Annotated in this window: 20 protein-coding genes; 11 read left to right on the top strand and 9 right to left on the bottom strand. The window is 72.3% G+C overall.

What is annotated here, in order from left to right; genetic code table 11:
• The 4 genes from ACJ8AN_RS09800 to ACJ8AN_RS09785 form a co-directional block, all read left to right on the top strand.
• Positions 1–309 (top strand): HNH endonuclease (locus ACJ8AN_RS09800; RefSeq protein ID WP_407755010.1); only part of this gene is annotated, 309 nt, incomplete at its 5' end.
• Between the two features lie 2 nt (positions 310–311).
• Positions 312–749: an SMI1/KNR4 family protein gene (locus ACJ8AN_RS09795; RefSeq protein WP_407755009.1), complete on the top strand. Its 438-nt coding sequence runs from the start codon at positions 312–314 to the stop codon at positions 747–749.
• Between the two features lie 74 nt (positions 750–823).
• Positions 824–3,931 (top strand): MG2 domain-containing protein, encoded by a 3,108-nt coding sequence (locus tag ACJ8AN_RS09790; RefSeq protein WP_407755008.1) that lies wholly within the window; start codon positions 824–826, stop codon positions 3,929–3,931.
• Positions 3,928–6,267, top strand: a complete 2,340-nt coding sequence (locus ACJ8AN_RS09785; RefSeq protein ID WP_407755007.1) for an alpha-2-macroglobulin family protein — start codon at positions 3,928–3,930, stop codon at positions 6,265–6,267. The genes ACJ8AN_RS09790 and ACJ8AN_RS09785 overlap by 4 nt, the downstream gene beginning before the upstream one ends.
• A 15-nt stretch (positions 6,268–6,282) precedes the next feature.
• On the opposite strand, the gene ACJ8AN_RS09780 is transcribed toward ACJ8AN_RS09785, so the two are convergent.
• Complete coding sequence (locus tag ACJ8AN_RS09780; protein WP_407755006.1) at positions 6,283–6,513, bottom strand: hypothetical protein; 231 nt, start codon at positions 6,511–6,513, stop codon at positions 6,283–6,285.
• Between the two features lie 401 nt (positions 6,514–6,914).
• A complete protein-coding gene (locus ACJ8AN_RS09775) occupies positions 6,915–7,703 on the bottom strand; it encodes a hypothetical protein (RefSeq protein ID WP_407755005.1) in 789 nt (262 codons plus the stop codon).
• A gap of 216 nt (positions 7,704–7,919) precedes the next feature.
• Here ACJ8AN_RS09775 and ACJ8AN_RS09770 point away from each other — a divergent pair, with 216 nt between their 5' ends.
• The 3 genes from ACJ8AN_RS09770 (at position 7,920) to ACJ8AN_RS09760 (ending at position 13,755) form a co-directional block, all read left to right on the top strand.
• Entirely contained in the window at positions 7,920–10,664 is a 2,745-nt protein-coding gene (locus ACJ8AN_RS09770) for a hypothetical protein (RefSeq protein WP_407755004.1), read from the top strand.
• Complete coding sequence (locus ACJ8AN_RS09765) at positions 10,661–12,940, top strand: fused MFS/spermidine synthase (RefSeq protein WP_407755003.1); 2,280 nt, start codon at positions 10,661–10,663, stop codon at positions 12,938–12,940. Before ACJ8AN_RS09770 ends, ACJ8AN_RS09765 begins: the two co-directional genes overlap by 4 nt.
• Positions 12,941–13,008: 68 nt before the next feature.
• Positions 13,009–13,755, top strand: a complete 747-nt coding sequence (locus tag ACJ8AN_RS09760) for a hypothetical protein (protein ID WP_407755002.1) — start codon at positions 13,009–13,011, stop codon at positions 13,753–13,755.
• Positions 13,756–13,761: 6 nt separating this feature from the next.
• On the opposite strand, the gene ACJ8AN_RS09755 is transcribed toward ACJ8AN_RS09760, so the two are convergent.
• From ACJ8AN_RS09755 to ACJ8AN_RS09745, 3 genes are all read right to left on the bottom strand, one after another.
• On the bottom strand, positions 13,762–14,625 hold the full coding sequence (locus ACJ8AN_RS09755; RefSeq protein ID WP_407755012.1) for a hypothetical protein: 864 nt from the start codon (positions 14,623–14,625) through the stop codon (positions 13,762–13,764).
• 82 nt (positions 14,626–14,707) lie between these two features.
• Positions 14,708–15,136, bottom strand: coding sequence for a hypothetical protein (locus ACJ8AN_RS09750; protein WP_407755001.1), 429 nt, complete (start codon positions 15,134–15,136; stop codon positions 14,708–14,710).
• Between the two features lie 82 nt (positions 15,137–15,218).
• A complete protein-coding gene (locus ACJ8AN_RS09745) occupies positions 15,219–16,022 on the bottom strand; it encodes a ZIP family metal transporter (RefSeq protein WP_407755000.1) in 804 nt (267 codons plus the stop codon).
• A gap of 157 nt (positions 16,023–16,179) precedes the next feature.
• Here ACJ8AN_RS09745 and mgtA point away from each other — a divergent pair, with 157 nt between their 5' ends.
• Positions 16,180–18,726 (top strand): magnesium-translocating P-type ATPase, encoded by a 2,547-nt coding sequence (gene mgtA, locus ACJ8AN_RS09740; RefSeq protein ID WP_407754999.1) that lies wholly within the window; start codon positions 16,180–16,182, stop codon positions 18,724–18,726.
• On the opposite strand, the gene ACJ8AN_RS09735 is transcribed toward mgtA, so the two are convergent.
• Both ACJ8AN_RS09735 and ACJ8AN_RS09730 read right to left on the bottom strand, forming a co-directional pair.
• Positions 18,717–19,508 carry an alpha/beta fold hydrolase gene (locus ACJ8AN_RS09735; RefSeq protein WP_407754998.1) on the bottom strand — a complete coding sequence of 264 codons (792 nt, stop codon included), beginning with the start codon at positions 19,506–19,508 and terminating at the stop codon, positions 18,717–18,719. The genes mgtA and ACJ8AN_RS09735 overlap by 10 nt on opposite strands.
• Before the next feature lie 45 nt (positions 19,509–19,553).
• Positions 19,554–20,918, bottom strand: coding sequence for an erythromycin esterase family protein (locus ACJ8AN_RS09730; protein ID WP_407754997.1), 1,365 nt, complete (start codon positions 20,916–20,918; stop codon positions 19,554–19,556).
• A 166-nt stretch (positions 20,919–21,084) separates the two neighbouring features.
• Here ACJ8AN_RS09730 and ACJ8AN_RS09725 point away from each other — a divergent pair, with 166 nt between their 5' ends.
• Positions 21,085–21,681 (top strand): chalcone isomerase family protein, encoded by a 597-nt coding sequence (locus tag ACJ8AN_RS09725; RefSeq protein ID WP_407754996.1) that lies wholly within the window; start codon positions 21,085–21,087, stop codon positions 21,679–21,681.
• A gap of 25 nt (positions 21,682–21,706) precedes the next feature.
• Here the strand turns inward: ACJ8AN_RS09725 and ACJ8AN_RS09720 are convergent, their stop codons facing one another.
• Entirely contained in the window at positions 21,707–22,942 is a 1,236-nt protein-coding gene (locus tag ACJ8AN_RS09720; RefSeq protein ID WP_407754995.1) for a cyclic nucleotide-binding domain-containing protein, read from the bottom strand.
• A gap of 302 nt (positions 22,943–23,244) precedes the next feature.
• On the opposite strand from ACJ8AN_RS09720, the gene ACJ8AN_RS09715 reads away from it, so the two are divergent.
• Positions 23,245–23,649, top strand: a complete 405-nt coding sequence (locus ACJ8AN_RS09715) for a helix-turn-helix transcriptional regulator (protein WP_407754994.1) — start codon at positions 23,245–23,247, stop codon at positions 23,647–23,649.
• A 174-nt stretch (positions 23,650–23,823) separates the two neighbouring features.
• Here the strand turns inward: ACJ8AN_RS09715 and ACJ8AN_RS09710 are convergent, their stop codons facing one another.
• The gene (locus ACJ8AN_RS09710) at positions 23,824–24,852 is read right to left on the bottom strand and encodes a M28 family peptidase (RefSeq protein WP_407754993.1); all 1,029 of its coding nucleotides are present in this window, start codon (positions 24,850–24,852) and stop codon (positions 23,824–23,826) included.
• Between the two features lie 59 nt (positions 24,853–24,911).
• On the opposite strand from ACJ8AN_RS09710, the gene def reads away from it, so the two are divergent.
• Positions 24,912–25,514 carry a peptide deformylase gene (gene def / locus ACJ8AN_RS09705; protein ID WP_407754992.1) on the top strand — a complete coding sequence of 201 codons (603 nt, stop codon included), beginning with the start codon at positions 24,912–24,914 and terminating at the stop codon, positions 25,512–25,514.
• Positions 25,515–25,614 lie beyond the last annotated feature (100 nt).

The following is a 25,614-nucleotide window of genomic DNA, read 5'->3' as shown; positions in this document are numbered from 1 at the left end:
CCCGAGTTCAGGCCGAAATTCGAAACCCTTCTGGACGAGAGCCACATCGGCAGCCGCTCGCGGCCCGGGCACTACAGAGCCGCGAACCAGAAGCTTTTCCAGGCAATCAAGGAGGAGCCTGCGCTGGCACGCGAGCTTGGTCTTTCCCAGAGCAGCATCGAGAGTCTGCCGTCCTCCTCCCGGGCTCCCGAGGGCTACGCATGGCATCACCATCAGGACGTCGGAAGGATGCAACTGGTGCCTGACGGAGAGCACCTGCTCGCCAATCCTCATACGGGAGGGATGGCCATCTGGGGTGGAGGCCGGTGACCATGGCGATTCGCTGGAAACCCTATCTCCGAGACGAGTCTCATCCCATCGAGGCCAGCAGGCTCCAGCCCGTCGAGCAGGCCTGGGGGGTCAGGCTCCCCGAAACGTACAAGCAGCTTGTCTGCCGCTATCAGGGCATGGCCCCCGAGCCTTGTGTCTTCGACGTCGGCGGAGCCGAGGATGTCTTCAACGACCTCCTGACCATCACCCCCATCGAGGGGAGGGAGTCGTACTCGGTCATGCGGGTCTACGAAGTGCTTGCGCCCCATCTCCCGCCAGGAATCTTCCCATTTGGGAGAACCCCCGGCGGCGAGTACTTGTGCTTCGATTTCAGGAATGCCCCTGACAGGCCCCGGGTCGTCCTCGTGACCGGCGAGCTGTCCATCCTCCCCGTCGCGAACAGCTTTCAGGAATTCCTGGAGGGGCTTCACGACGGATGAGGGCTTCTGCGCGCGACGCGCGGGGGGGGCGCGCGGCCTCGTCCCTGGCGTAGAGTGTCGGCCGGGGAGGCTAGATGAACTTCCGTTTGAACCGCCGAGTCACCCTCGGCATCGCCGCGGTACTCGCCGTGGGCCTCGTGGGCTGGGCCACGTCGGACGTGTGCGTGTCCGCCTGGGTCTTCCAGGGCGTGAAGGTGCCGCGCTGTCCGGACGGACGCTTGCGGCAGACGGTGGCGTTGCGCGTGGAGGGGCTCGCGCGTGAGGCCACTGGCACAGTGTCCGTCTCGGCCGAGGCCCACGGTGTCACCTCGCGCGCCTGGGAGCAGCTGGACGCTCCGGTGCGGCGCCTGGAAGCGGAGCTCTTCCTCGTGGACGCCACGGGCAAGGAGTCTCCACTCCCGCCCGAGAAGCGCTGGGAGCAGCGGGACCACGACTACGCCCTCTCCGCCCGGGTGAAGCTGCCCTCGCTGCCGGATGGGGACTACACGCTGCGCGCCCGCGTCTCCTCGCCGCTCGGCACCGACACCGTGGACGCCCCGCTGGCCCTCTACGCCCCCGCCCGCGTCCACGTCCTCACCGACCGGCCCCTCTACGAGCCCGGCCACCAGGTGCGCTTCCGCGCCGTGGTGCTGCGCGCGAAGGACCTCGCCCCCATCGACGGGCGCCCGGGCACGTGGCTCGTCACCGACCCTTCCGGCGAGGTCGTCCTGGAGCAGCGCATGCCGGCGGGCCCGTGGGGCGTGGTGGCGGGTGACCTTCCGCTCGACCGCGGCGCGCCCAAGGGCCGCTGGACGGTGCGCTGGACGAGCGGCGAGGCCTCCGGCGAGGCCTCCTTCCAGGTGAAGCCCTTCACCCTGCCGCGCTTCCGCGTCGAGGCCCAGAGCACCCGGCCCTTCTGGCGCGCCGGGGAGTCCCCCGTCGTCGAGGGCCGCGTCGTGTACAGCTCGGGCGCGCCGGTGGCGGACGCGGCCGTGGACGTCTCCTGGAATGCCTCGGGCGGATGGCCCCCGCCCACCGAGTGGCTCGACGAGAAGGCCCGCGAGGGGCTGCCCCACAAGGCGCGCACGGATGGCACCGGACGCTTCCGCCTCGCCCTGCCGCGCGTGCCCTATGACTTGCGCGGCCAGGCCACCCTCTCGGCGTCCCTGTCCGCCACGGACCCGGCGGGGGACCACGTGGCGGGCGGGGCCTCGGTGCTGCTCACCGAGGACGCGCTCTCCGTGTCGGTGGTGACGGAGCTGTCGGACGGCCTGGTGGAGGGCTACAGCAACCGCGTCTACCTGCGCGCCACCACCGCCGACGGCCAGCTGCCGCCGCCCGGCACGGAGCTCACCGTGAAGCGCGCGTGGGATCCGCGCGACGAGGGCGTGCGCGCGGTGACGGACGAGGACGGCGTGGCCGCCTTCCAGCTCGACCCGGGCCCGCCCGTCAACGTCGTCCTCCCTCCCATGCCGGTGCGCCGCGTGCCGCCGCCTCCGCCGGTGGCGCTGAGCGGGGTGAGGGACCTCCTCTCGGACACCCAGGAGCCCTCGCTCGAGGACCAGCTCGCCCTGGAGCGCTGGCTGCAAGCACTGCACCCGTGCGCGCGCTTCGTCTCGCCCGAGGACGGCTCCGCCCAGGTGACGCTGGGCGTGCACGTCTCCTCGGGAGGCACGGTGGTGGACGTGGCGTCGGAGGGCTCGCCGCTGGCCTCCTGCCTCGCCTCGGCCGTCCGCGCGCGCTCGCTGCCCTCCGGCCACGAGCGGATGCTGGCGCTCACCCTGGGGGTGAACGACCCCGGGCTGCCCTCGCTCTCCTTCGAGGTGCAGGAGGTCTCCGGTGCCAGCGAGGGACTCGCGGAGGCGTTGAAGCGCGCGGCGCTGGATGCGCGCGAGTGCCTGCCCGCGAAGCTGTCCCTGTCCACCCCGCTGCCCTCGGCGCTCACCTGGCGCACGCGCCCGGGGCACCGCGAGGTGGAGGTGGGCTGGGCCTCCCTGCCCCCGTCCGAGGAGCTGCTGCCGGCCTCGGCGCTGTCCTGTGTCCAGGCGCGTTTCGCGCGGCTGGTACTGGACTCGAAACCGGACGCGGACTCGGAGCCGGCGAGCGCCATGGGCGTGGTGCGCTTCACCGCCGGGCCCGCGGGCGATGAGGCCGAGGGCGGCGGGCCCCAGGAGACGACGCTGCTCGGCTACGAGCTGAAGGTGAGCGCGAAGGCGGGCCAGGAGGACGTGGGCTCGACGAAGCTGGTGTTGCACCCGGCGCAACTGCCCACCGCGCGCCTGCGGGCCACGCCCGTGCTGGCGAAGGCCGGGGACGAGGTGCGCCTGGAGCTGCTGCGCGGCCCGGACTTCAATGGCGAGCTGCCCAGGGAGCTCTTCCTGACGGCCGGGGAGAAGGCGCTGAAGGCGCAGGTGGAGAAGACGGGCCGGCTGCCGGTGGCGCGCTTCCGCCTGCCCGAGGGCTTCGAGGGCTGGGCCGAGGCCTCCTGGGCGGGGGCCCTGGCGCGGGTGTACGTGGCGCCGCGCGCCCAACTGGCGCTGGAGGTGGCGCCGGACAAGACGGCCTACGCGCCCGGCGAGCTGGCCCACCTCCAGGTGCACACGCGCGTGGACGGCCGGGACGGCCCGGCGGCGGTGGGCCTCTTCGGCGTGGACGAGAGCCTGTCGCAGCTCGCGTCGCTGCCGGGCCCGGGCGCGCTGGACAGCCTGCGCCCGGCGCCCACGGTGGCCTCGCCGGCCTTCGACGTGCTGGACGGGACGGCGCTCGCCATGGGCCGCATCCGGGGGGCCAACGCGGCCGCGGCCACGCTGCTGCGCGTGTCGGGTGTGCCGCCTCGGGACGGGAGCGAGAAGCCTGTGTCCTTCGCGGTGCGGAAAGGCTTCGCCCCGGACGTGGAGCTGACCGAGCCCTTCTACCGGGTACTCTCCGAGCTGTCGGTGCAGGTGCGCGCCTGGGAGGAGTCGGCGCCGCAGGGTGAGACGCTCTCGCCCGAGGGCATGGCGAGGTTGTGGGAGAAGGCCCTCGAGGCCTGTGAGAAGCGCGGCGAGGCGGTGACGGACGCCTATGGCCGCCGGTTGAAGCTGTCGCGGCTGCCGCCGGAGCTGCTCGCCCTCACCGACCCGCGGGCGGTGGTGGTGAGCGGAACGCGGCTGCCCGAGGACGTCGAGAACTGGGGCGCGTGGGTCGCCCGGGAGGCGCCATGAAGCGCTACTTCATTCTGGGTGGGGTGTGCCTCGTCGCGGGCTTCGCGCTGAACACGTGCATGCGCAGCCTGGCGCGCTCCGAGCCCGCGTACGCGCTGGCCGGTGACTCCCGCAGGGACGAGCTGGCGAAGGGGAGCCTCAAGACCTTCGGCGAGAACGAGGACGATGGGATGGCCGCGCCGGAGGCACCGCCCCCGATGCAGGTGGCGGCGCCCGCGCCAGCCCTGGACGCGATGGGAGGCGTGCTCGGAAGCGGTGGGGCGGCCCCGGCGAGGGCGATGAAGCCGGGAGCGCCCCCGCCTCCGCCCGCGCCACCGTCCGAGGCTCCGGCCACGCCGGGCCGGGCCTGGTTCCCCGAGACGTTCCTCTTCGAGCCGCTGGTGGTGACGGACGAGAACGGCCTGGCCTCGGTGCCGGTGAAGGTGCCGGACCGGCTGACGAACTGGCGGGTGCTGGCGCTGGCGCACTCGCGCTCGGGGGCGCAGGCGGGGGCGGTGAGCACCTTCGCGGGCACGCTGCCCACGTACGTGGACCCGGTGCTGCCGCCCTTCCTGCGCGCCGGGGACGTGGTGCGCGTGCCGGTGCAGGTGGTGAACACCACGCAGGCGCCCGTGACGCGCGCGCTGAAGGTGGAGGCCCAGGGCGCGGTGGTGGAGGGCGGCTCGCGCACGGTGACGGTGCCGGCGGCGGGCAGCGTGGTGGAGTACGTGACGGTGCGCACGGCACGGCCGGGGCCGGTGACGGTGCGGGCCTCGCTGGGCGCGACGGACTCGGTGGTGCGCTCCTTCGACGTGTGGCCCACGGGCCGGCCGGTGTCCCAGACGCGCGGGGGCACCCTGGCCGCGCCGCGCTCGCTGGAGCTCGAGGGCCCCGCGGACGCCGTGGCGGGCAGTGAGCGGGTGCGCCTGCTCGTCTTCCCGGGCGCGCTGGGCGTGCTGCGCTCGGAATTGGCCGCGGCCAACGGGCGCGGGGGCGTGGCCGAGGATGCCTACACGCTGCTGCTCGCGGGCCGCGCGACGGAGCTGCTCAAGTCGCTGGGCGGCACGGCGGACGCGGAGGAGCTCAAGCGCATGTCGGCGCTCTCGGGGCAGCGGGTGCTGCGGGCCGGCCGCACGCCGGACGTGGCCACCGCGGCGCTGCTGGCCGAGGCGGCGCTGGTGCACCCGGACAACCCGGTGCTGGCGCGGCTGGGCGAGCGCCTCTCCGCGCAGGTGGCCGCGGCGCAGCGGCCGGATGGGACGTGCCAGGGAGCGGATGGCTGGACGTTGCAGCGGCTGCTGGTGGCCACGGCGGACTGCGCGCGGGCGGTGCGGGCCGGCGCGGGCTCGGACGCGGGACGCCTGAGGGGCTCGGCCTTCGGCGCGCGCGTGGCGGGCGCCTTCGAGCGCTACGCCGCACGGGTGCAGGACGGCTACACGGCGGCGGCGGTGCTGGCCAGCGGCGGGGTGTCCGGCACGGTGCGGGACGCGCTGCGCAAGCAGGTGCGCGACGCGCTGCGGAAGCGCGCGGATGGCTCGGCCTTCCTCCCGGTGGGCCCGGGCGTGGTGCGCGCGGACGGAGAGGTGCCCTCGGAGGCCGAGGCCACCGCGCTCGCGGTGCTGGCGCTCCTGGAGGACAAGGAGGCGCCGCTGGCGGACCTGGGCACCTCGCTGCTCGCGGACTACCGGCCCGAGTACGGGTGGGGAGATGGGCGCGCCAACCTCGTGGGCCTCAAGGCGGCGCTGGCGCTCTTCAAGGAGCCGCTGCCGGCCCAGGTGCGCGTGGTGCTCGAGCGCGACGGCAAGGTGCTGACGGAGGGCACCTTCGACGCGAAGGCGCTGCGGGAGGTGCTCGCGCTGGAGGGCGCCGCGCCGGGCTCGGCGGGCAAGCACACGTGGGCGGTGCGCGCGGAGCCGGCGGTGCCGGGGCTGGGCTTCTCCCTCACGCTGGGCGGCTACGTGCCGTGGCGCGCGAGCCCGGCGGGCAGCGGGCTGGAGCTGGCCGTGAAGGGCCCGGCGGAGGTGAAGGTGGGCATGCCGGCGGAGCTGACGGTGCAGGCGGCGTCCCCGGCGGGCATGGCGCTCACCCTGCGCCAGGGCCTGCCCGCGGGCGTGCAGGTGGACCGCGCGAGCCTGGAGGCGCTGGTGAGCGAGGGCAAGGTGACGGCCTTCGAGGTGGAGGACGGGGCGGTGAGCCTCACCCTTCCGCCCCGGGGCGCGGCCGAGCCCTTCACCGCGCGCTTCCGGGTGGTGCCCACGCTCGCGGGCTCGCTCCAGGCGGGCGCTTCGAGCCTGTCCCCGGTGGACCGGCCGGAGCTCGTCTTCCACGTGCCCCCGGCGACCTGGGCGGTGCGCTGACGCCTCGCCGAAGCCTCAATGGGTCAGCGGCGGACCCCGCTGATGGGTCCGGTCGCGAGACAGTCCCCAGGCCACGAGGGCCACGAGGATGACGGCGAGCACGGTGAGCCAGAGCCAGCCCAGGCCGAAGCGGGCGGCCTGGTAGGGCGGAGTGGGCTCGAGGGGCTCGGTCGACTGGGCGAGCGCCAGGGCGGGGGAGAGGAAGAGCGACCAGAGGAACGCCTGCAGCGCGCGGAGACTCGGCATGGTGGGACTCCCGCGGCCAGGGTGGGAGTCTGGCCGCTCTTGTACGGTCTTCACCTCCGGGGGCTCGGACAAGGCACGCTCCCCCGGCGCGCGAGCGAGCGGTGGGCGTGTGAGGACGGCTTCTTCCGCCCGCTGCCGCACCCAGAGCGGAAAAAAGAAGCGGGGGTCTCTCTTCACGCGGTTTTCACTGCTCACCGGTGAGGACCGGAAAGTGCCGCCGAGGGTTTCCGGTTCTCACCGGTGAGAACCGGAAGTTGCCGCCGAGGGTTTTCACTCCTCACCGGTGAGGACCGGAAAGTGCCGCCGAGGGTTTTCACTGCTCACCGGTGAGGACCGGAAAGTGCCGCCGAGGGTTTTCACTGCTCACCGGTGAGGACCGGAAAGTGCCCTTCCGGCGCTCCTCAGAGGTCCGGGCTGACCGGGGCGCCGTCCTTCTTGTCGTAGTCCTCGACGTAGACGCGCTCCGTCGTGCCCGGCTTGTGAGCGCCCTTCTTCCCCCTCTTCCCCTTCTTCGGGGAGGCCGTGCTCTCGTCCGGGGCCTTGGCGGTGGGGATCTCCACGACAATCTGCTTCAGCTCCGTGTCGGAGCGGCGGGCCGCGTCGAGCGCCTTCTTGTCGTAGATGGAGAGCCACCACCCGCCGAAGCCATCGTCCGCCGTGGGGGGCGTGATCTCGAACGTGAGACCGGCGCGCTCCATCTGGTCCTGCTCGAGCGACAGGGCATGGACCAGCTCGCGGTCGTCCGCCTGCTGGAGGAGCCCGGCCATCAGGTTGCGAATCTCCTCCTTGGTGCTGTCCTTGCCCGCGTAGACGCCGATCTCCACGCCCGCGGGGTGCTGGGGGTCTCCGTAGATGTTGAGCTCGCCCCGCGCCGCCTCGTACGAGAGATAGGGCACGTACCGGAGGATGCCGGTGTCGATCACCTCCGCGGGCACCTTCTTGAGCTCGCGCCGGCCGAACTTCTCCGCGAAGGCCTCGATGATGAGCCCGGAGTTGAGGAGCCGGCCCTCCGTCATGGGGTGCTGGGACGTGCGGGCGGCCGGGGCCGTCAGCGCCGCCGGGGTGCTCTTCGGAGCCGAAGGCACGGGCTGAGCGGACGGCTCACGGAGCTGCGTGCGGCTCGGGCTCGGACAACCGCCGAGCAGGGCGAGCGTGAGGAGTCCACTGGCGACGGCCGACCTCGGGTTCATCATTGCCCCTCGTGGAAGCGGAATCAGCAAGGCGCGGGGACTCTACCGGATGCGGAGGCGGGCGCGGGACCCGTGCCGCCTCCCCGGGGAGCAGCCGGGCAGTGGGCCGCTACTCCCACCGGAGGCATCCATGAAGCTCGACGGGGGAGGGGCCTTTGTTACTCTGCCCACCCTTTGACTCCCCTGTCCTACCGTCGGCTTCTTCCCGTTGTCGCGTTGCTGTCGGGCTGGTGTGGCATCGCCTACGAGTTGCTCTACTCGCGGCTGCTGACCACCCACCTGGGCGACATGTTCCAGGTGAACGCGGCCATCCTCACCAGCTTCCTGCTGGGCATCGGCCTGGGCGCGTGGGTGTCCCACCGCTTCGTGCGCTGGCTGTGGCTGGTGGAGCTGGGCATTGGCGTGTACTCGCTGGCCGTGGCCCTGACCCTCGGCAGCGAGCCCCAGGCGGTGCTCGAGCACCTGCTGCCGGCCCTGGGACATGGACGGGGGGTGGTGGCGTTCACCGCGTTCGCCTTCGCGTTCGCCCCGGCGCTGCTCATCGGCTTCTCGGTGCCGCTCTTCTCCGTGTACGCGCGCCACCACCTGAAGGCCGAGAGCTCCTCGGACGCCTTCAACATCGTCTATTGGATTTACAACCTGGGTGGGGCGGGGTGCGTGCTGGCCATGGAGTACGGCCTGTTGCGGGCGCTGGGCGTGAAGCAGACGCTGATGCTGCTGGCGATGCTCAACCTGGTGAGCGCGGTGGTGCTGCGCCGGTTGGAGCCTCCCCGCGAGCAGCAGGAGCAGGCCGAGCGCGAGACGGTGCCGCGCCGGTGGGTGGCCGCGCTCTTCCTCGCCAGCGCCCTCAGCGGCCTGTTCCAGCTCTTCCTGCTGAAGGTGACGGAGATCGTCTTCGGCCCGTTCCACGAGAACTTCGCCCTGGTGCTGGCGCTGGGGCTGGCGGGCATCGCGCTCGGCACGTGGCGCGCGCACCGCTGGCGGCTGCGCTTCGAGTCGCTGCTGCTGCTGGGCGCCGCGGCCGTGGGCGCGAGCGTGCTGCTGCTCCAGCCGCTCATCCATGCCTGGGGCTACCTCAACGTGGCCTTTGGCGTGACGCCGCTGCTCAGCTCGCTGTGCAAGGCGCTGGTGCTCACGGCCATGGGGCTGGTGCCGCTCACGGTGTTCGGCGCCACGGTGCCGGCGCTGCTCGGGCAGCTGTCGGGCGCGCGCAGCACGGCGGGCCGCATGCTCGCGGTCTCCAGCTTCGGCAACTGTCTGGGCTACGTCCTGTCCGTCGTCGTCCTCTACGAGAACCTGTCGTTCCGCACCCTGGCGCTGCTCTTCCCCGCCGGCCTCTGGCTGCTGGGGCTCGCCGTGCGCGAGGGCGCTCCCGCGACGCGTCAGCTGCCGCGGCTGGCGGCGGCGCCGGTGCTCGTGCTGCTCGCCGGGCTGAGCTGGTCCGACACGCTGATGCAGATGTCCTACCGGGACTTCACCTCCGCCGAGGCGCTCTCGCGCACCCTGTCCGGCGTGCACGAGACGGAGCTGCTCAAGCGCTTCGACAGCGCGCTCAGCCTGGTGCGCGACAAGCAGGGCGAGGAGTCGGTCATCATCAACGGCTACCGCTCGCTCGTGTCCTCGCGCTCGGGGCGCACCAACCTCAGCGAGCTGATTGTCGGCACCTCTCCCGCGCTCTACGCGCCCCAGCGCGAGCGGGCGTTGGTGCTCGGCGTGGGCACCGGCATCACCGCGGGCGCCACCGCGAGCCTCTTCGCGCACACGGACGGCGTGGAAATCAACCCGGCGGTGGCGGCGGCCCTCCCGCGCTTCTCGCCCAACAACCTCGGGCTGGCCACGCGCCCCGGCTTCACACTCCACATCGATGATGGGCTCACCGCGCTGGCCGCCACGCACGAGCGCTACGACGCCATCGTCAACACCGTCACCAGCCCGCTCTACTTCTCCTCGAGCAAGCTCTACACGCGCGAGTTCTTCGAGCTGGTGAAGAGCCGGCTCGTGGACGGCGGGGTGTACTCCATGTGGTTCGACGCGCGCGTCCAGCCGGAGGGCGCCCGCATCGTCTTCGAGACGCTGCGCGAGAGCTTCACGGACTGCCACTTCGTGTTCCTCACCTCCGTGTACACGCAGGTGGTGTGCGGGACGAAGCCGCTCACCCCGCATGCGCTCCCCGAGGAGGCGTGGCCCCAGGAGCTCGTGGCCCTGTTCGACGCGCACAAGCTCGGCCTGGGGATGAACGAGCTGTTCTCCCAGCTGATTCTGCGCAAGCACCAGCTCTTCGAGACGGACTGGCAGGCGCCCCTCAATACCTTCGACCAGCCGGAGCTGGAGTTCGTCATGGCCTCGGCCTCGCTCACCCAGACGACGGGGAAGCCCTGGTCTCCGCTGATGCTCGCGCGCGTGGACCTGACGGTGCCCGGCCTGTCCGGCGAGCCGCTCACGCGCGAGTCGCTGGGCACCCGCTGTGCCGTCTTGCAGGCGGTGAGCCACTCGCTCGACCCCATCTGCCGGCAGCTGCTGACGGAGGGCGGGCACAAGCCGATGCCGCTCGCGTACGTCGAGCGCATGCTGGAGTGGGCCGGGGACGAGGACGCGCCGCGCACCCGCATGGCCATGGCCGCCAACCTGGCGGAGTACGGCCAGAAGGAGCGCGCCCTGTCCGTGCTCGACGCGCTGGAGGCGTCGCTCGGCAAGGACTTGCCCTACCGGGTGCTGCGGCTGGACTTGATGCTCCAGCTCGGCCGCCCGGTGACGGACGAGGCGCTGCTGCGCCTCTACCGCGACGGACCGCTCGTCCCCGAGGTGCGGCGCATCCTCGCGCGCGCGGCGGCCTCGCGGGGACTCGACGCGGAGGCGCTCGCCCACCTGGAGTACCTGGGGAGGCTGGGGCCGATGAAACCCGATGACCAGGCGTTGCGCGAGTCGCTGCGTCAGAAGCTGGCGGGAGGGGCGACGCCATGAGCGGCACCCGGAATCGTGCGTGGATGGGATTGAAGGTCGCCACGGTGTTCTCGGGCGCCGCGGCGCTCATCGCCGAGACGCTCTGGATTCGCTCGCTGTCGACCATGGTGGGCTCCACCGTGGAGGCGGCCTCGACCATCTTCGCGGCCTTCATGGTCGGACTGGCGCTCGGGGCGTGGCTGGCCGGGCGCAAGGCAGACGTGCTGCCCAACCCCCTGCGGGCCTATGCCTGGGTGGAGGTGGCCATCTCGCTCACCGCGGGCGCGGCGGGGCTGCTGCTCTTCCTCGGCCGGGACACGCTCATCGTCGGCGGGGACTTGCAGGGCGTGGCGCGCGTGGCCCTCATCTTCTTCTTCGTGCTCGCGCTGGTGCTGCTGCCCACGCTGCTCATGGGCGCCACCTTCCCGATGATGGTCGCGGCGGCGCGCCGCGCGGGGCTCGAGGTGCGCGGGGTGAACGTCCTCTACGCGCTCAACACGCTGGGCGCCTCGCTGGGCACCATCGCCTGCGGCTTCGTGCTGCTGCCCCTGCTCGGCGTCCGGGGCTCGGTGGGCGCGGGCGTCCTGCTCAACCTGCTCGCGGCCGTGGCCTGTGTCCCCGCGCTGCTCTCTCGCTCCGCCTCCGAGTCCTCCGAGGCTCCGGCCTCCCCGGAGGCTCCCGCGTCCGAGCGCACGCCGGAGGCCGGGACGCCCGCGCTGCCCCAGTGGGTGCTGCTGACGGTGGCGATGGCCAGTGGCCTGCTCACGCTGGGCGCGGAGGTGGCGTGGACGCGGCTGTCCAGCTACTTCCTGGGCAACCGCGTGTATGCCTTCAGCACGCTGATGGCGTGCGTCCTCGTGGCGCTGTCCGGAGGCTCGTGGCTCGCCGAGCGGCTGCAACGCCGCTGGGGCCACCGCATGGCCGGGCTGATGGGCGCGGTGCTCGCCGTGTCCGCGGCCCTCACGGTGGGGTGCGCGGCGCTGGCCGAGTGGTGGATTCACCACCAGGTGGAATTCGAGCGCGGGCTGCCGCAGAGCACCGGGGTGTTCTTCGCCGCGCGCATCCTCCAGACGCTGGTGCTGCTGGGGCCGATGATGCTGGCCATGGGCTGCCTCTTCCCGCTCAGCCTCACGGCCTCGCGCCTCACCCGCGAGCGCTCGGGCCGGGCGGCGGGCCTCTTCTACCTGGTGAACACGGTGGGCTCGGTGACGGGCTCGCTGCTCGTCGGCTTCTGGCTGCTGCCCACGGTGGGGGTGTACCGCGCCATTGGCGCCCTGGTCGCCTTCGCGTGCGTCGTGGCCGCCGTCGTCTTCCTGCTCGGCGTGCGCGAGCGTCTGCCGAAGCTCGCCGGCCTGGGCGCGGTGACGGCGCTCCTCTCACTCGTGCCCCTGGTGCTGCCCGAGGAGCTCGTCACGCTCGAGCCGCATGAGCAGCTCGTCTACCGCGAGGAGGACCGCTACGGCGTGTTCCAGGTGACGGGGCTGCCGGGCGGCATGCTCAGCGTGAGCAACAACCACACGAAGCTGGTGCACTACCTCGGCGCGGCGAGCACCGCGTACGTGCAGCAGATGCAGGGCCATCTGGGCATGTTCTTCCGCCCCGAGGCGAAGACGGCGGTGGTGCTCGGCAGCGGCTACGGCATCACCGCGGGCGCGCTCGGCCTGTATCCGCAGCTCGAGCGGGTGGACGCGGTGGAAATCCTCCCGGCCATGGTGGAGCTGGCGGACATGTTCATGCCGCACAACCTCGGCTACCACCGCAACCCGCGCGTGCACGTGGTGGTCGACGACGGACGGCACTACCTCACCCGCTCCAAAAACCGCTACGACATCGTCTCCATCAACATCTCGGACCCGCGGCTTCCCGGCGGCGCGAGCCTCTTCCACGCCGACTTCTACGGCATCGTGAAGGAGCACCTCACCCCGGGGGGCGTCGTCATCCAGCACTGCTTCGGCACGGAGCTGCGCCTGGTGCTCTCCACGCTGGGGCGCTCGTTCAAGTACGTGCGGCTGTTCCCCTCGTACCAGAATGGCTTCAACGTGGTGGCCTCGGACGGGCCGCTCGAGGCGGACCCGAAGCGCATCGACGCGCTGGCGGCGATGCCCGGGGTGCGCGAGGCGCTGCACGACATCGGCATCATCGAGCCCCTGCGCGCCGGTGAGGTCTTCTCCCGGGGCCTCACGCCCGAGGACGTGCCGGGCCTCTTCAACGACTCGCGGGTGGCCACCGACGACTCCCCGCTGCTGGAGTACTCGCTGCGCGGAGGCGTGGCGGGGCTGTTCTTCAGCAACGAGTGACGTCCCGGGTGCTGGAGGTGCCGCACCTTCGTGCTGGACACTCGGGGTGTCCACGCAAGGAGGACGGCATGAAGCACGTGATTCGAGTGGTGTCCATGACGGCCCTGCTCCTCGGGGCCGCGAGCGCGGTCGCCGGGGAGGGGCAGCCCGAGGAGGCCGATACCCGCACCGAGGCGCAGAAGGTGGAGGATGCGCTCCAGGAGGCCCGGGACAACGCGGCCCTCGAGGCGCTCGGGGCCAGCACGGCGGCGGCTCCCGAGGCGCTGGCCGAGGAGCCCGCGGAGGCCCCGGAGGCCGTACCCGCCAACGAGTACACCGAGGCCCAGGCGCTGGAGGTGATGCGCGCCGGTGAGCCGGAGCTCCTCGGGTGGCTGGCCGGCCCGCCCCTCCAGCTGCGCGGGTGCTGGTACTTCGTCCTCACGCCGCCCTCGCCCGGTTATGGGCCGCCGCGCTACCAGCTGACCGTCCAGCGCATGCCCTCGCGGCACTGCGAGGCCCAGACGGTGGTGCTCGACTCCTCGTACGCCTCCGGTGCCACGGTGACGCACAAGGAGAGCAAGGGCCTCGCCATCGCCTTCCCGTCGAAGCAGACGCCGAGCGGCTCGGCGCTCGTGCACGTGCGGCTCTTCGCGCTCCAGCCGAAGGCGCTGACGGTGTCCCGGTACGGTTTCCTCGGCACGTTCCGGGGGAGCACCTACGCCTCCGGCCTGCACTTCGAGGGCAACCGCCTCCTCGTGGAGACGAACCGCTACACGGCGACCTTCCCGCGCTTCCTCACCAGCGAGGAGCTGCCCCTGGGAGTCGTCTTCCCGTAGCGGGCGTCAGCCGTTGGGGCCCGGGTGGGGCCGCGAGTCGTCGCCCGAGGTGGGGCGCAGCCGGCGGATGGCGCGCAGCAGCAGCTCGCCATCGAGCGGGTTGGCGACATAGCCCCGGGCGCCGATGCGGTGGGCCCGCTCGAGGTCCTCGTCCTCCGAGGTGCCCGAGAGCAGCATGGCGCCGGCGATGCGGGCCTCTCCGGCGAGCAGTCCCTCCATGGCCTGCACCGGCGCGAAGACGAGGTCCGCGGCCGTGGTGTGCATGACCTCGAGCGGCGTGGCCACCTTGGTGCGGAGGCCATGGCGCGAGAGCGCCCGGGTGATGAGGGTGGCGGTGACGGGTGGCCACGCGTAGAGCAGCAGCGGTGGATCCGGCCCGCGTTCCGGTGCGTTTGCGGCCGCCTGCTCCGAGCCACCGTCCTGGAGGCCGTAGAGCGCGGCGAGCGCGTTGCTCAGGGCGGTGTCCGAGGCCAGGTGCGGCTCCACGCGCGGCTTGCCGGAGACGGCGCGCACGGCGTCCAGGGCCTCGAGCGAGGCCGGGGCGGGGAGGGCCACGTGCAGCACCTCGCGCTCGCCCTTCTCCAGCCGCAGCGGCACCACCCGGTACTGCCGGGCGATGCGCTTGGTCACCAGCCGGGTGAGCTGGGGATCCAAGGGCTCGCGGTCCAGGTCGATGGCGGCGATGCCCAGCTGCAGCGAGAGCGCGCGCAGCACGTCCGCCTCGGTGCACACCCCCTCACGCACCAGGGCCCGGCCGAGCGGGACGCGCGTCTCGTGGTGGTGCACCAGGCCGAGGCGCAGCTGGGCGCGGTCGATCAGCCCCAGCTCCATCAGGATTTCCCCCAGCATGCGCCTGGCACCGAGCTGCATGCTTGGAACCGTGGCCATGCGGCTCCCGTCCGGCGACGCTCATCCTTGCTGGGGCTCGCCCGGCCGGCCGCCCGCCCTGCCGTCAGGAGACGACGAAGGTGGCCCGGCCCCGGAGCGCGACGACCATGTACATCTGCAGCTGGGCGCTGGAGGCGGGGCCTCGCGGGAAGCGGCCGCGGGTGAGGATGGCCTCGGTGGCGATGCGCACCTCGCTGCCCACGCCCTCCAGCCGGGCCCTCGGAATCAGCACGGTGAGGAGCAGCTCGCCCGCGTCGGCATCCGGCTCGAGCGTGATGGTCACCAGCGTGCCGAGCTCCGTCTCCACCTGGCGGATGTCCTCGCCGCGCGCGTTCACCTCGTGGCAGCCGTCCTGGTAGTGCAGCAGCGGCTGGCCGCTGAAGCTCGTGGAGGAGAAGGTGACGGAGATGCCGCGGCCCAGGAGCTCGAACTGATTGGGTACGAGGGGCTCGGAGGCGGGGACGGAGATGGGTTGCACGGATGCGGATTCCATGGTGCTCCTCCTGGGGTCTCGGGGGGACAGCCCCGCGGGGCTGCTCTCCGGGATGGAGGCCCCCTTCCCAGGACGTGACACATCAGGGGTGCGTACCGAGCACCTGCCGCTCCGCCAGGCCCGCCACGGCCACCAGCGCCATGCCCAGCAGAAAGCCGAGCAGCCGGCCGCGGGCCTCCTGGGGGGTGGAGCCCCGGCGCAGGTCCGGCAGCAGGTCCGTGGCGCCGATGTAGAGGAAGGTGCCGCTGGCGAGCGCGAGGATGATGCCCTCCAGGCCCTCCACCAGCTTGGAGCCCAGGAGCACCGCGCCCGCGCCCACCCCGGCGGTGAGCTGCACGCCCGCGAGCATCATCAGCGCCCGGGGGCGCGACAGGCCGGTGGCGCGCAGCAGCGCGTAGTCGCCCACCTCCTGGGGCAGCTCGTGCGCGATGACGGCCATGGCGGTGGCCACGCCGGCCTGGGGCGAGACGAGGAAGGCCGCCGCCACCGCCGCGCCGTCTCCGAGGTTGTGCAGTGCGTCCGCGGCGAGCAGGGACGGCACCACGGTGGAGGGGGAGCCCACGAGCCCGGCGTGTCCGGGGTGGGGGTGGTGGGGGTGGCCCGGGGAGTGGTGCGAGTGGTCGTGGTGGTGGGGCCCGAGGAACCACTCGAGGAGGGCGAGGGCCAGGAAGCTGGCGAGCGCCCAGCGGAAGGCCACCGGGCCCGCGGTGGCGACGGCCTCGGGAAGAATATCGAGGAACACCGCGCCGAGCAGCGCTCCGGCCGCGAAGGCCACCAGGGCCGACAGGTGCCGCGACATCCAGCGCTCCGAGAGGAGCCCCCCCGCCAGCCCCGCGAGGCCGTCCGCCAAGACAGCCAGACAGATGAGGAGGGGGGTGGAAGTCATAGAGGAGCGCCGTTCGTTCTAGCCCTGATGGGGGCGGGGGGCACCTCGTGCATGCGGGCCCCTGGTCCATGCGTGAGGAAGTGAGCATGCGGGCTGGAGCGTGCAAGGGTGAGGGCCTGGGGGCGGGGAGCCGTCCCGCTGAGCAGGGAGGCCGGACATGAAGTCTCGCAGGAGCGTCACGCACGGGGACGAGCCGCCCGCGTGGTGTGGGACGCAGCAAGCGCTGCTGTCCCGGCTGGCGTGCGCCACCGCCGCGGGCCTGTCGGGGGCCGAGGCGCGGGAGCGGCTCGCGCGCGTGGGGCCGAACACCACGGAGCAGCGCGGCCGACGCCCGGCGTGGCTGGAGTTTCTCGGGCGCTTCGCCAACCCGCTCGTGCTGGTGCTGCTGGTGGCCAGCGGGGTGTCCTTCCTCACGCATGACCTGACGAGCTCCTTCATCATCGCCAGCATCGTCCTGCTGAGCGTGACGCTGGACTTCGTGCAGGAGCGCCGGGCGGGCAACGCGGCGGAGCGGCTGCGCGGCTCGGTGGCCTTGAAGGCCCGCGTGGTGCGGGACGGCAGCGCGCGGGAGGTGCCCGCGCGCGAGCTCGTCCCCGGCGACGTGGTGCTGCTGGAGGCGGGCAGTCTGGTGCCGGCGGACGCGCGGCTGCTCGAGGCGCGGGACTTGTTCCTCAACCAGGCGCTGCTCACCGGCGAGCCCTACCCGGTGGAGAAGCAGCCGGGGGAGTCGCCGCCGGGGACGGAGCCCTCCGAGGCGCGCAACGCCGTCTTCATGGGCACCTCCGTCATCAGCGGCACGGCGCGGGCGCTCGTCTTCGCCACGGGGACGCGCACCGCGGTGGGAGGCATTGCCCGCTCGCTCATGGAGCCGGTGCCCTCCACGGCCTTCGAGCGGGACACGCGCCACTTCGGCCTGATGCTGATGCGGTTGACGGTGCTGCTGGTGCTCTTCGTGCTGCTGGCGGCGCTCTACGGGCACCGGCCCTTACTGGAGTCCTTCCTCTTCGCGGTGGCGCTGGCGGTGGGGCTGACGCCGGAGCTGTTGCCGATGGTGGTGTCGGTGACGCTGGCGCGCGGGGCGATGCGGATGGCGGCGCGGCAGGTCATCGTCAAGCGGCTGAGCGCGGTGCACGACCTGGGCAGCATGGACGTGCTGTGCACGGACAAGACGGGCACGCTCACCGAGGCGCGCATCCACCTGGAGCGGCACGAGGACGCCTCGGGCCAGGAGAGCGCGCAGGTGCTGCGCTGGGCGTGGCTCAACAGCCACTTCGAGTCCGGGCTGCGCAGCCCCATGGACGAGGCCATCCTCGCGCACCAGGAGGTGGACGCGGACGGGTGGAGCAAGGTGGACGAGGTGCCCTTCGACTTCGAGCGGCGGCGGGTATCGGTGCTGCTGGAGCGCGAGGGCCGCCGGGTGCTGGTGGTGAAGGGGGCGCCGGAGGACGTGCTGGCCTGCTGCACCTTCTACGAGGAGGACGGGGTGCCGCGCGCGCTGGACGCCGAGGCGCGGGGGCAGGTGAGGGCGCGCTTCGAGGCGCTGAGCGAGGAGGGCTTCCGGGTACTGTCGGTGGCCTGGCGCGAAGAGCCGCCGGACATGAAGGTGGCGCACCTGGGGGACGAGGCGGCGCTGGTGTTCGCGGGCTTCGCCGCCTTCCTCGACCCACCGAAGCAGAGCGCGCGGCCGGCGCTGGAGGCGCTCATGCGCGCGGGGGTGAAGGTGAAGGTGGTGACGGGGGACAACGAGCGGGTGGCGCGCCACGTCTGCCGGGAGCTGGGACTGGAGGTGGAGGGGGTGATGATGGGCGCGGAGGTGGGGACACTGGATGACCACTCGCTCCAGGTCCGCGCCGAGCGCACCACGCTCTTCGCCCGCGTCTCGCCGGGGCAGAAGAGCCGTGTCATCCGAGCGCTGCGCCGCCAGGGGCACGTGGTGGGCTACCTGGGGGATGGCATCAACGACGCGCCCTCGCTGCACACGGCGGACGTGGGGATTTCGGTGGCCGGGGCGGTGGACGTGGCGCGCGAGGCGGCGGACCTGCTGCTGCTGCGCCAGGACCTGGCCGTGCTGTACGAGGGGGTGCTCGAGGGCCGGCGCAGCTTCGGCAACGTGATGAAGTACATCCGCATGGGGACGAGCTCCAACTTCGGCAACATGCTGAGCATGGCCGGGGCGTCGGTGCTGCTGCCCTTCCTCCCCATGCGCCCCATCCAAATCCTGCTCAACAACCTGCTCTACGACGTGTCGGAGCTGGCCATTCCCCTGGACGAGGTGGACCCGGAGCAGCTCGAGCGCCCCACGCGGTGGGACTTGCGCTTCGTGCGGCTCTTCATGGGGGTGCTCGGCACGCTCAGCTCGCTCTTCGACGCGGCCACCTTCGGCGTGCTGCTGCTCTTCTTCCACGCGGGCGCGGCGCTCTTCCAGACGGGCTGGTTCATGGAGTCGCTCACCACGCAGGTGCTCGTCATCTTCATCATCCGCACCCGCCGCGGCCCGCTGCACGGGAGGCCCTCGCGCTGGCTGGTGGCGAGCTCCCTGGGCGCGGCGGTGGTGGCCAACGTGCTGCCCTTCACGCCCCTGGGCGCCTGGTTCGGCTTCGTGGCCCCACCGCCCGCGCTGCTCGGCGCGCTGGCCCTCCTGGTGGTGGGCTACCTGCTGTCGGCGACGCTCGTCACCCGCTGGTTCTTCCGCCGCTACGGCTGAGGCGCGTCCTGGGTGAGCCAGCGCAGCAGCGCGTCCGGGGCGTCCACGTGGACGAAGTGGCCCGCCTCGGGGAGCGTGGCCACCGGGCAGCCCAGGGCCTCCATGCGGGCCTTGTCCGCGTCGGAGACGTAGTGGGCCCGGCCTCCGCGGATGCAGCGCACCCTGGCACCCGGGCGCTCCAGCGCGGCCCACAGGTTCTCGCCATTCACCCGGAGGTGGAATTCGGAGAGCGACTCGCGGTCGAAGCGCCAGCGCACGCCGCCCTCCGGGGCCGGCTCCAGGTTCATGACGAGCCAGTCGGACAGGTGCGCCGACAGCCCGCGTCCCATCAGCTCCGCGCGCATCGCCTTGCGGTCGGGCGCGGTGGGGGGCGCGGTGAGGAGTGTCTCCATCACCTTGCCGCTCTCGGACTGGCTCGTGGGGATGGGACTGGGGGAGATGTCCAGCAGGGTGACGCTGGCCACGTCGGCGGGGGAGCGCAGGCTCGCGGCGAGCGACACGCGCCCGCCCAGCGAGTGCCCCACCAGCTCCAGCGGCCCCTGGAGGCCCGCCGCGCGCGCCGTCTCCAGCACGTCCCCGGCCACGGTGGCCAGCGTGGCCCCGGGCGGCAGCCGCGGCGAGGAGCCGTGGCCCGTCAAATCCGCCAGGAGGAAGCGGCGGCCCGGGTCCACCGCGCTCCACGCCGTGGCCAGCGAGCGCAGGTTGCGCCCCGTGCCGAGGAAACCATGCAGCAGCACCGTGGGCCGCTGCCCTTCACCCACCTGGAAGCTCTCGAGAATCACGGCTGCCTCCTATACCCCGGGAGCTTGCGCATGGCAGCGCCTTCGCTACATGCCGAAGGGCCAGGTGTCCGCGGCATCCTCCTCCTCGTGGCCGGCGTCCCTATCCAGCGGGTGCACGGCGCTGGTGGTGTCGTAGTGCAGCACCGCGTCGAACTGGGCGGGCAGGTCCGCGTAGAAGTAATGGCTGTGGCGCTCGCTGTGGGGCGCGTAGATGACGCCGATGGCCCGCTCCAGCCGCCGCTCGCGCAGGCCCGAGCCCGCCTCGCCCAGGTCCTCCATGCGCAGGAGGAAGCCGGGCAGGCCCACCTCGTGGAAGAGCGCCTCGTAGCTGCCCGGCAGCGCGGGACGCACCCGCCGCCGCAGGCCCGGCATGTCCCACTCGCGCGCGGCGATGACGGTGCCCGAGTAGGTGGTGAAGCCCACGTTGTACGTGTGCTTGCCATGGCGCTCGCGCAGCAGCTGGCCGAGGTTGAGCTCGCCCTGGTCTCCCATCTGCGTGGCGCGCGCGTCGCCCAGGTGCGAGTTGTGCGCCCAGATGACGAGCCGCGCGGGCTCGCCGTGGCGGCGGCCGAGGTACTCGGCGAGCGCGTCCGCGGTGTCCGCCATGTGCGTGTCGCGCAGGTTCCAGGACTCGTCCCGCCCGGCGTACAGGGTGCGGTAGTAGGCCTCGGCGTCGCGCGCCAGCCGGGCGTTCTGCTCGGCGTGGAAGAGCGCGTCCTCCTCGAGCACCCCGTCCGTCACCTCGCGCCCGCGCAGCTCCATCAGCTGGCGCACGACGGCGTCCTCGCACGTGTCCGCGAAGCCATACGCCGCGGCGTGGCCGTAGGCCTGCGGGTCCGAGCCGTAGCGGTCGAAGCAGGCGTAGCGCTCCCTCGCCCGGGCGGCGGCGATGGGGTCTCTCGCCTCGAGGTAGCGCACCACCTCGCGCATGGAGGCGTGCAGGCTGTAGAGGTCCAGGCCGTAGAAGCCCACGGTGGGGGCGTCCTTGCCGCGCGCGGCGTTGTGCTGGCGCATCCACTCCACCAGCTCCCGCACCTCCTGGTTGCGCCACATCCACCGGGGGAAGCGCTCGAAGGTGTCGAGCGCCGGCCGGGCCTCCTCGTGCGCCGTGTCGCCGTGCACGTAGCGGTTGAGCGCGAGCGCGTCCGGCCAGTCGGCCTCGACGGCCACGGCGGTGAAGCCGCGCTCCACCAGCAGCCGGCGGGTGAGGGCGGCGCGGGCCCGGTAGAACTCGTGGGTGCCGTGGGTGGCCTCGCCGAGCAGGACGAAGCGCGCATCGCCCAGCCCCTCGAGCAGCGCGTCGAAGTCCGAGTCCTCGTCCTTCAGCGCGATGGCCGCAGTGCGCACGCCCTCGATGAGCTCCGGCCGGAAGTTCCGTGCGTCTCCCTTGTCTTCATCGAACGGATTCATGTCTCTGAAGGTGGGGAGGTGGCGCGGGCCTGACAGGGTGAGTGGCCAGGCTGGAGGGTTGACGGACGGGAGGGCACGCCCGTTTCTCGACAGGCCCTCCCCTGGCGAGCAGGCGAGCGCCCGCCATGAATCCTGGAATAAGTGGGGCTGGCTCCCCTGCAAACCCATGTCCACCTTCGACGACATGGAGCCCAAGCGCGAGGACAACAAGGGTATGGCGGGGAGGGGTTTGTGGGGAGTGCGGTGTCTGGTGCTGGCGCTGGCGTTGCTGGCGGGCACGGCGCAGGCGAAGGCGGTGGCGGGGGTGCGGCTGCCGGATGCCATCTCGCTGCAGGGCAAGCAGCTCCTGCTCGAGCACATGGAGCTCAAGAAGAAGCTCATCTTCGAAGTGTACGTGTGGGGCCTCTACCTGGAGCAGAAGCCGGGCTCCACGCGGGAGGCCATCGACTTCAACGGTCCCAAGCAGCTGCAGCTGCACTTCCGGCGCAGCATCAACCGCGAGCAGCTCATCGAGGCCTTCCGGGGCTTCCTCTCGCACTGCGCGGCGATGCGCTCGCCGGAGATGAAGCGCTACTCGGAGATGCTGGTGCAGTCGCTGCGCGCGGTGCACAAGGGGGACTCGCTCCTCATCACGTATCTGCCGGACAAGGGGCTGCTCATCTCGGGTGAGGCGAGCCGGGGCGCGATGATTCCGGGCAAGGACTTCGCGGACGCGCTCTTCGAGGGGTGGCTGCAGGAGAACCCCATCTACGAGCGCCGTTAGCGCGCGGCGGTGGGGGAGCGGGGCTTCAGATGAGGAAGGAGCCCCGCACCTCGGCGCCCTCGGCGAGCATGGCGGCGGTGCGGTCCAGGCGCTCGCGGCTGAGGCGGGTGAGGTTGCGGCGGACTTCGGGGTGGGGCAGCACCCGCTCCTTGACGGTCTCCGGATCCAGCACCAGCAGCAGGCACGGGGTGGCGGCGCGCACGGTGGCGGTGACGCGCAAGTCGAGCAGCAGGGAGATTTCGCCGAAGATGGCGCCCTCGGTCATGTCCGGGTAGGAGCGCTCGCCGCCCTCGGGCTCCTGGTGCACCACGGCGCAGCGCCCGCGCAGCAGCAGGTAGAGCGCCTGGCTGCGCTGGCCCTGCTGGAGCAGCAGGGTGCCCGGCTCGACGGTGCGGCTCTGGAAGCGCTCGGCGATGGCGCGCTTCTGCTCCTCGGCGAGCGGCTGGAAGATGGGATTGGACTGCATCAGGTTGTCGAGCAGCCGGTCCTTGTAGAACTGGAGCACCACCTGCTCGAGCGAGGGGAAGCGCGCGGTGAGCTGGGTGAGCATCTCGCGGGTGAGCTCCAGCAGGGTGCAGTCGCGGGTGGCGATGACACTGGCCATGCGCGGGGCGTCGGAGACGAGGCCCATCTCGCCGAAGAACGAGCCCTCGGCCAGCTCGGCGAGCGTGCGCGGCGGAGCATTCTCGGGGGTGTGCACCACGCGCACGTTGCCCTCGACGAGGATGAACATGGAGTGGCCGTGCTCGCCCTCGGTGATGATGGGCTCGCCGCCGGGGATGCGGCGCATCTCCAGCAGGCCGAGCAGGGCCACGAAGATGTCGCGGGGCAGCCGCGAGAAGAGGGGCGTGGGAGCGGGCTTGCGCGGCTCGGGGGGAGCGGCGGCGCCGTCCTCGTGGAGGTGGTGGCGCTCCTCGGCGTCCTGCATGGCGGAGAGGCTGGCGAGGTTCTCCTGGGTCTCCTGGTGGTGGGGATCGAGGGCGAGGATGAGCTTGCAGGCCGCGATGGCGTGGATGAGCTGGCCCTCGGCGGCGTAGTGGATGGCGAGGTGGTGGAACTCGCGCACGGCGTCGGCGCGGTGGCCGAGCTGGGCGAGGAGCTCGGCGACCTTGAGGCGGGCGGCGGAGTCGAGGGGCGTGAGCTCCACGACTTTGCGGTAGTCGGCGAGGGCCTCGGTGGGCCTGCCCTGGAGGATGTTGGCGGCGGCGCTGTCCTTGTACTGACGGACGAGCTGCTGGACTTCAGTGGAAGGAATCGCCACGGGGGCCTCCAGACAGGTGCGACGGTGCGGCGCATGATCGGCCAGAAGGGGAGCGGGGTAAAGGCACAGCGGGTATCGGAGGGAGAGCGCGGGCGCGGCTTTGCGGGGTTCCCCGGGCTCGGAGGTCTACCGGCAGCCGACCCCTGTTCAGCCGGTCTGAGGGAGCACCCGATTCAAGCCCTTGCTCCACGGAGCGCGAGACCCGTTCCCATCCCTGGCTGTGTGAATCGGCTTCCGGCTGAGCGCATCAACCCGGGGAGTCACTTTGCCTGGGACGCTTTTTCAGGTAGCGTTCCCCGTGCATGGACGACCTCGAAAAGCTGAAGCGACATCTGGGGGCCGCGCTCCTGGTGGCCCGGGAGCGCGCGGGGCTCACCCAGGCCGAGGTGTCGTCCCAGGTCGGAGTCGTCACCGCCGTCTATGGCCGCATCGAGCGCGGGGGGATGATGCCCAGCGTCCCCACGCTCTACCGCATCTGCATGGCGCTGGGCCTGTCCGCCAATACCGTCCTCGGGCTCGGCACCGAGCCGTCGCCGCTTCCCACCCCCGCGGCTGCCGTGCAGGAGGAGGAGCCTCCGGAGTTGCGTCGGCTCGCGCGCCTGCTGCCGGTGCTCTCTCCCGAGGCCATGCGCTGCATGTCGGCGATCGCCACCGCCTTCGCCGACAAGAAGCGCGAGGGCGGGGAGCCCTCGTCGAGCCAGTCGTAGCTGTCCGCCGCTACCCCCCTCCGCGTGAAGGTGAGGCGCGAGCCTCGTCCCAGGGGCCGCGGCTCGAAGGGGGCGATGGAGGAGGGGGGCTCGGCGCCCGGGTTCGAGCTCCAGCCCGGCTGCTGCACGTGACGGACCTCGAGAGTCTGGCTCATGGCGGGTCCGCTTCAGAGCCTATTTCCGGGAAGATGCCAGGTCCGGGGGCCCGGCGGAGGCGAGCGCTCCGACGGCGCACTCGAGCCCCTGCACCACCCTGGCCATGCGCGCGTAGTCGAGCGTGTCCCAGGTGTCCGTGGGCTCGTGGTAGTTGGGGTTGCGGAAGAGGGCGGTGTCGGTGACCATGACGGCCGGGTAGCCCTCGTCCCAGAAGCTGCCGTGGTCGGAGAAGTCCACGCCCTTCAGGCCGCGCGGGGCGGCGAGGGACTCGGAGGCCAGCCCGCTCACAGCGCGCAGGGCTCCCTTCACGGTGCGCAGCAGGGCCTCCTCGTCCGTGCGGCCCACCACGGCGATGAAGTGGCCCTCGGTGGGGTAGCGCAGCTTCAGCGCGGCCACGGGGTAGCGCTGGGTGTCGGGCGCGTCGGAGAAGTAGCCGATGCTCTCCACGGAAATCATCGCGCGCACCGCGGCCCCCTGCTCCCGGAGCGCCCGCGCGTGCACCTTGCTGCCCATGGTGGTGCGGCGGAAGTGGGGCGGCTCCTCCAGGGTGAAGGCCACGAGGTCCACCCGCAGGGGGGGCGGGTGCTCGCCCAGCCAGGCCGCGAGCTCCAGCAGGCCGGCCACGCCGCTCGCGTTGTCATCCGCGCCGGGAGCGCCCTCGGCCGCGTCGTAGTGCGCGCCGATGACGAGCCGCTCGCCGGCCTCCGGGCCGAAGGTGGCGAGGACGTTGCGGTAGGTGGCGCCCCCGGCCGGGTACGGCTCCGAGCGCACGCGTCCGCCCGCCCGGGTGAGCGCGTCGGCGACGTAGCCCGCGGTGCGCTCGAGGTTCTCCAGGTGCCGGTGGTCTCTCGGGTGGAACGTCTCGCTCAGGGCGCGCACGTGCGCCTTCAGCCGCTCGGGGTCCACGCGGCCGGGGGTGCAGGCCACGGCCAGGGGCTCGGGGGAGGAGCGTTTGAGCCAGAGGGCCACCGCGGCGGCGAGCACGCCGAGCACCACGAGGGCGCCGAGCGCGAGGTTCCGGTTCCGGGCATTGCGAGGGGGTTGCACGCGCGCATGAAGCCATGGAGCACCGCCGGGGCGCCAGGGCGCGTTATCCTCGCGGGCCTATGGTGCTGAAAATCGTCCAGGCGGGAGAGCCGGTGCTGCGCCGGCGCGCGAGAGACCTGACCCCCGAGGAGTTGACGAGCCCCGCGGTGCGGCAGCTCATCTCCCTCATGCGGGACACCATGCGGGACGCGCCGGGCGTGGGGCTGGCGGCGCCGCAGGTGGGGGTGGACGTGCGGCTGGCGGTCATCGAGGACCGGGCGGACTACCAGGCGGGCCTGCCGGCGGAGGAGCTCGCCGCGCGCGAGCGCGAGCCGGTGGACTTCCACGTGCTCATCAACCCGAGGCTGGTGGTGGAGGACGCCACGCCGGTGGAGTTCTACGAGGGGTGTTTGAGCGTGCACGGTTTCTCCGCGCTGGTGCGGCGCTCGCGCGGGGTGCGCGTGGAGGCCTTCGACGAGAATGGCCAGGCCGTCACCGTGTCGGCGCGCGGCTGGTACGCCCGCATCCTCCAGCACGAAATCGACCACCTGGACGGCATGCTCTACATCGACCGGATGGAGCCGCGCACCTTCACCACGCTGGAGAACCACCGCCGCCACTGGGCCGCGCGGCAGGTGGCCGAGGTGCGCCAGGCGCTCGGCTTGGACGAGCCTCGGGGCTGAGGTGGGGCGATGAAGGCGTGAACGGGCCAACAAGGGCCCCGGCAGATGGCTTCCCCGTGTCAGAGTGCCGGGTACGGTGAGTGGATGCTCCGGGGGGTGG

It is taken from the genome of Archangium sp. (assembly GCF_045802675.1).
Lineage (GTDB): Bacteria > Myxococcota > Myxococcia > Myxococcales > Myxococcaceae > Archangium.
The sequence above is the reverse complement of the archived record's forward strand: the minus strand, read 5'-3'. Positions and strand labels throughout refer to the sequence as shown.

What these genes read in the sequence shown, in the direction of transcription:
- ACJ8AN_RS09795 (WP_407755009.1), top strand. Translation starts at nt 312, where the DNA reads ATGGCGATTCGCTGGAAACCCTATCTCCGAGACGAGTCTCATCCCATC.
- ACJ8AN_RS09790 (WP_407755008.1), top strand. Translation starts at nt 824, where the DNA reads ATGAACTTCCGTTTGAACCGCCGAGTCACCCTCGGCATCGCCGCGGTA.
- ACJ8AN_RS09785 (WP_407755007.1), top strand. Translation starts at nt 3,928, where the DNA reads ATGAAGCGCTACTTCATTCTGGGTGGGGTGTGCCTCGTCGCGGGCTTC.
- ACJ8AN_RS09780 (WP_407755006.1), bottom strand. Translation starts at nt 6,513, where the DNA reads ATGCCGAGTCTCCGCGCGCTGCAGGCGTTCCTCTGGTCGCTCTTCCTC.
- ACJ8AN_RS09775 (WP_407755005.1), bottom strand. Translation starts at nt 7,703, where the DNA reads ATGAACCCGAGGTCGGCCGTCGCCAGTGGACTCCTCACGCTCGCCCTG.
- ACJ8AN_RS09765 (WP_407755003.1), top strand. Translation starts at nt 10,661, where the DNA reads ATGAGCGGCACCCGGAATCGTGCGTGGATGGGATTGAAGGTCGCCACG.
- ACJ8AN_RS09760 (WP_407755002.1), top strand. Translation starts at nt 13,009, where the DNA reads ATGAAGCACGTGATTCGAGTGGTGTCCATGACGGCCCTGCTCCTCGGG.
- ACJ8AN_RS09755 (WP_407755012.1), bottom strand. Translation starts at nt 14,625, where the DNA reads ATGCAGCTCGGTGCCAGGCGCATGCTGGGGGAAATCCTGATGGAGCTG.
- ACJ8AN_RS09750 (WP_407755001.1), bottom strand. Translation starts at nt 15,136, where the DNA reads ATGGAATCCGCATCCGTGCAACCCATCTCCGTCCCCGCCTCCGAGCCC.
- ACJ8AN_RS09745 (WP_407755000.1), bottom strand. Translation starts at nt 16,022, where the DNA reads ATGACTTCCACCCCCCTCCTCATCTGTCTGGCTGTCTTGGCGGACGGC.
- mgtA (WP_407754999.1), top strand. Translation starts at nt 16,180, where the DNA reads ATGAAGTCTCGCAGGAGCGTCACGCACGGGGACGAGCCGCCCGCGTGG.
- ACJ8AN_RS09730 (WP_407754997.1), bottom strand. Translation starts at nt 20,918, where the DNA reads ATGAATCCGTTCGATGAAGACAAGGGAGACGCACGGAACTTCCGGCCG.
- ACJ8AN_RS09725 (WP_407754996.1), top strand. Translation starts at nt 21,085, where the DNA reads ATGTCCACCTTCGACGACATGGAGCCCAAGCGCGAGGACAACAAGGGT.
- ACJ8AN_RS09715 (WP_407754994.1), top strand. Translation starts at nt 23,245, where the DNA reads ATGGACGACCTCGAAAAGCTGAAGCGACATCTGGGGGCCGCGCTCCTG.
- def (WP_407754992.1), top strand. Translation starts at nt 24,912, where the DNA reads ATGGTGCTGAAAATCGTCCAGGCGGGAGAGCCGGTGCTGCGCCGGCGC.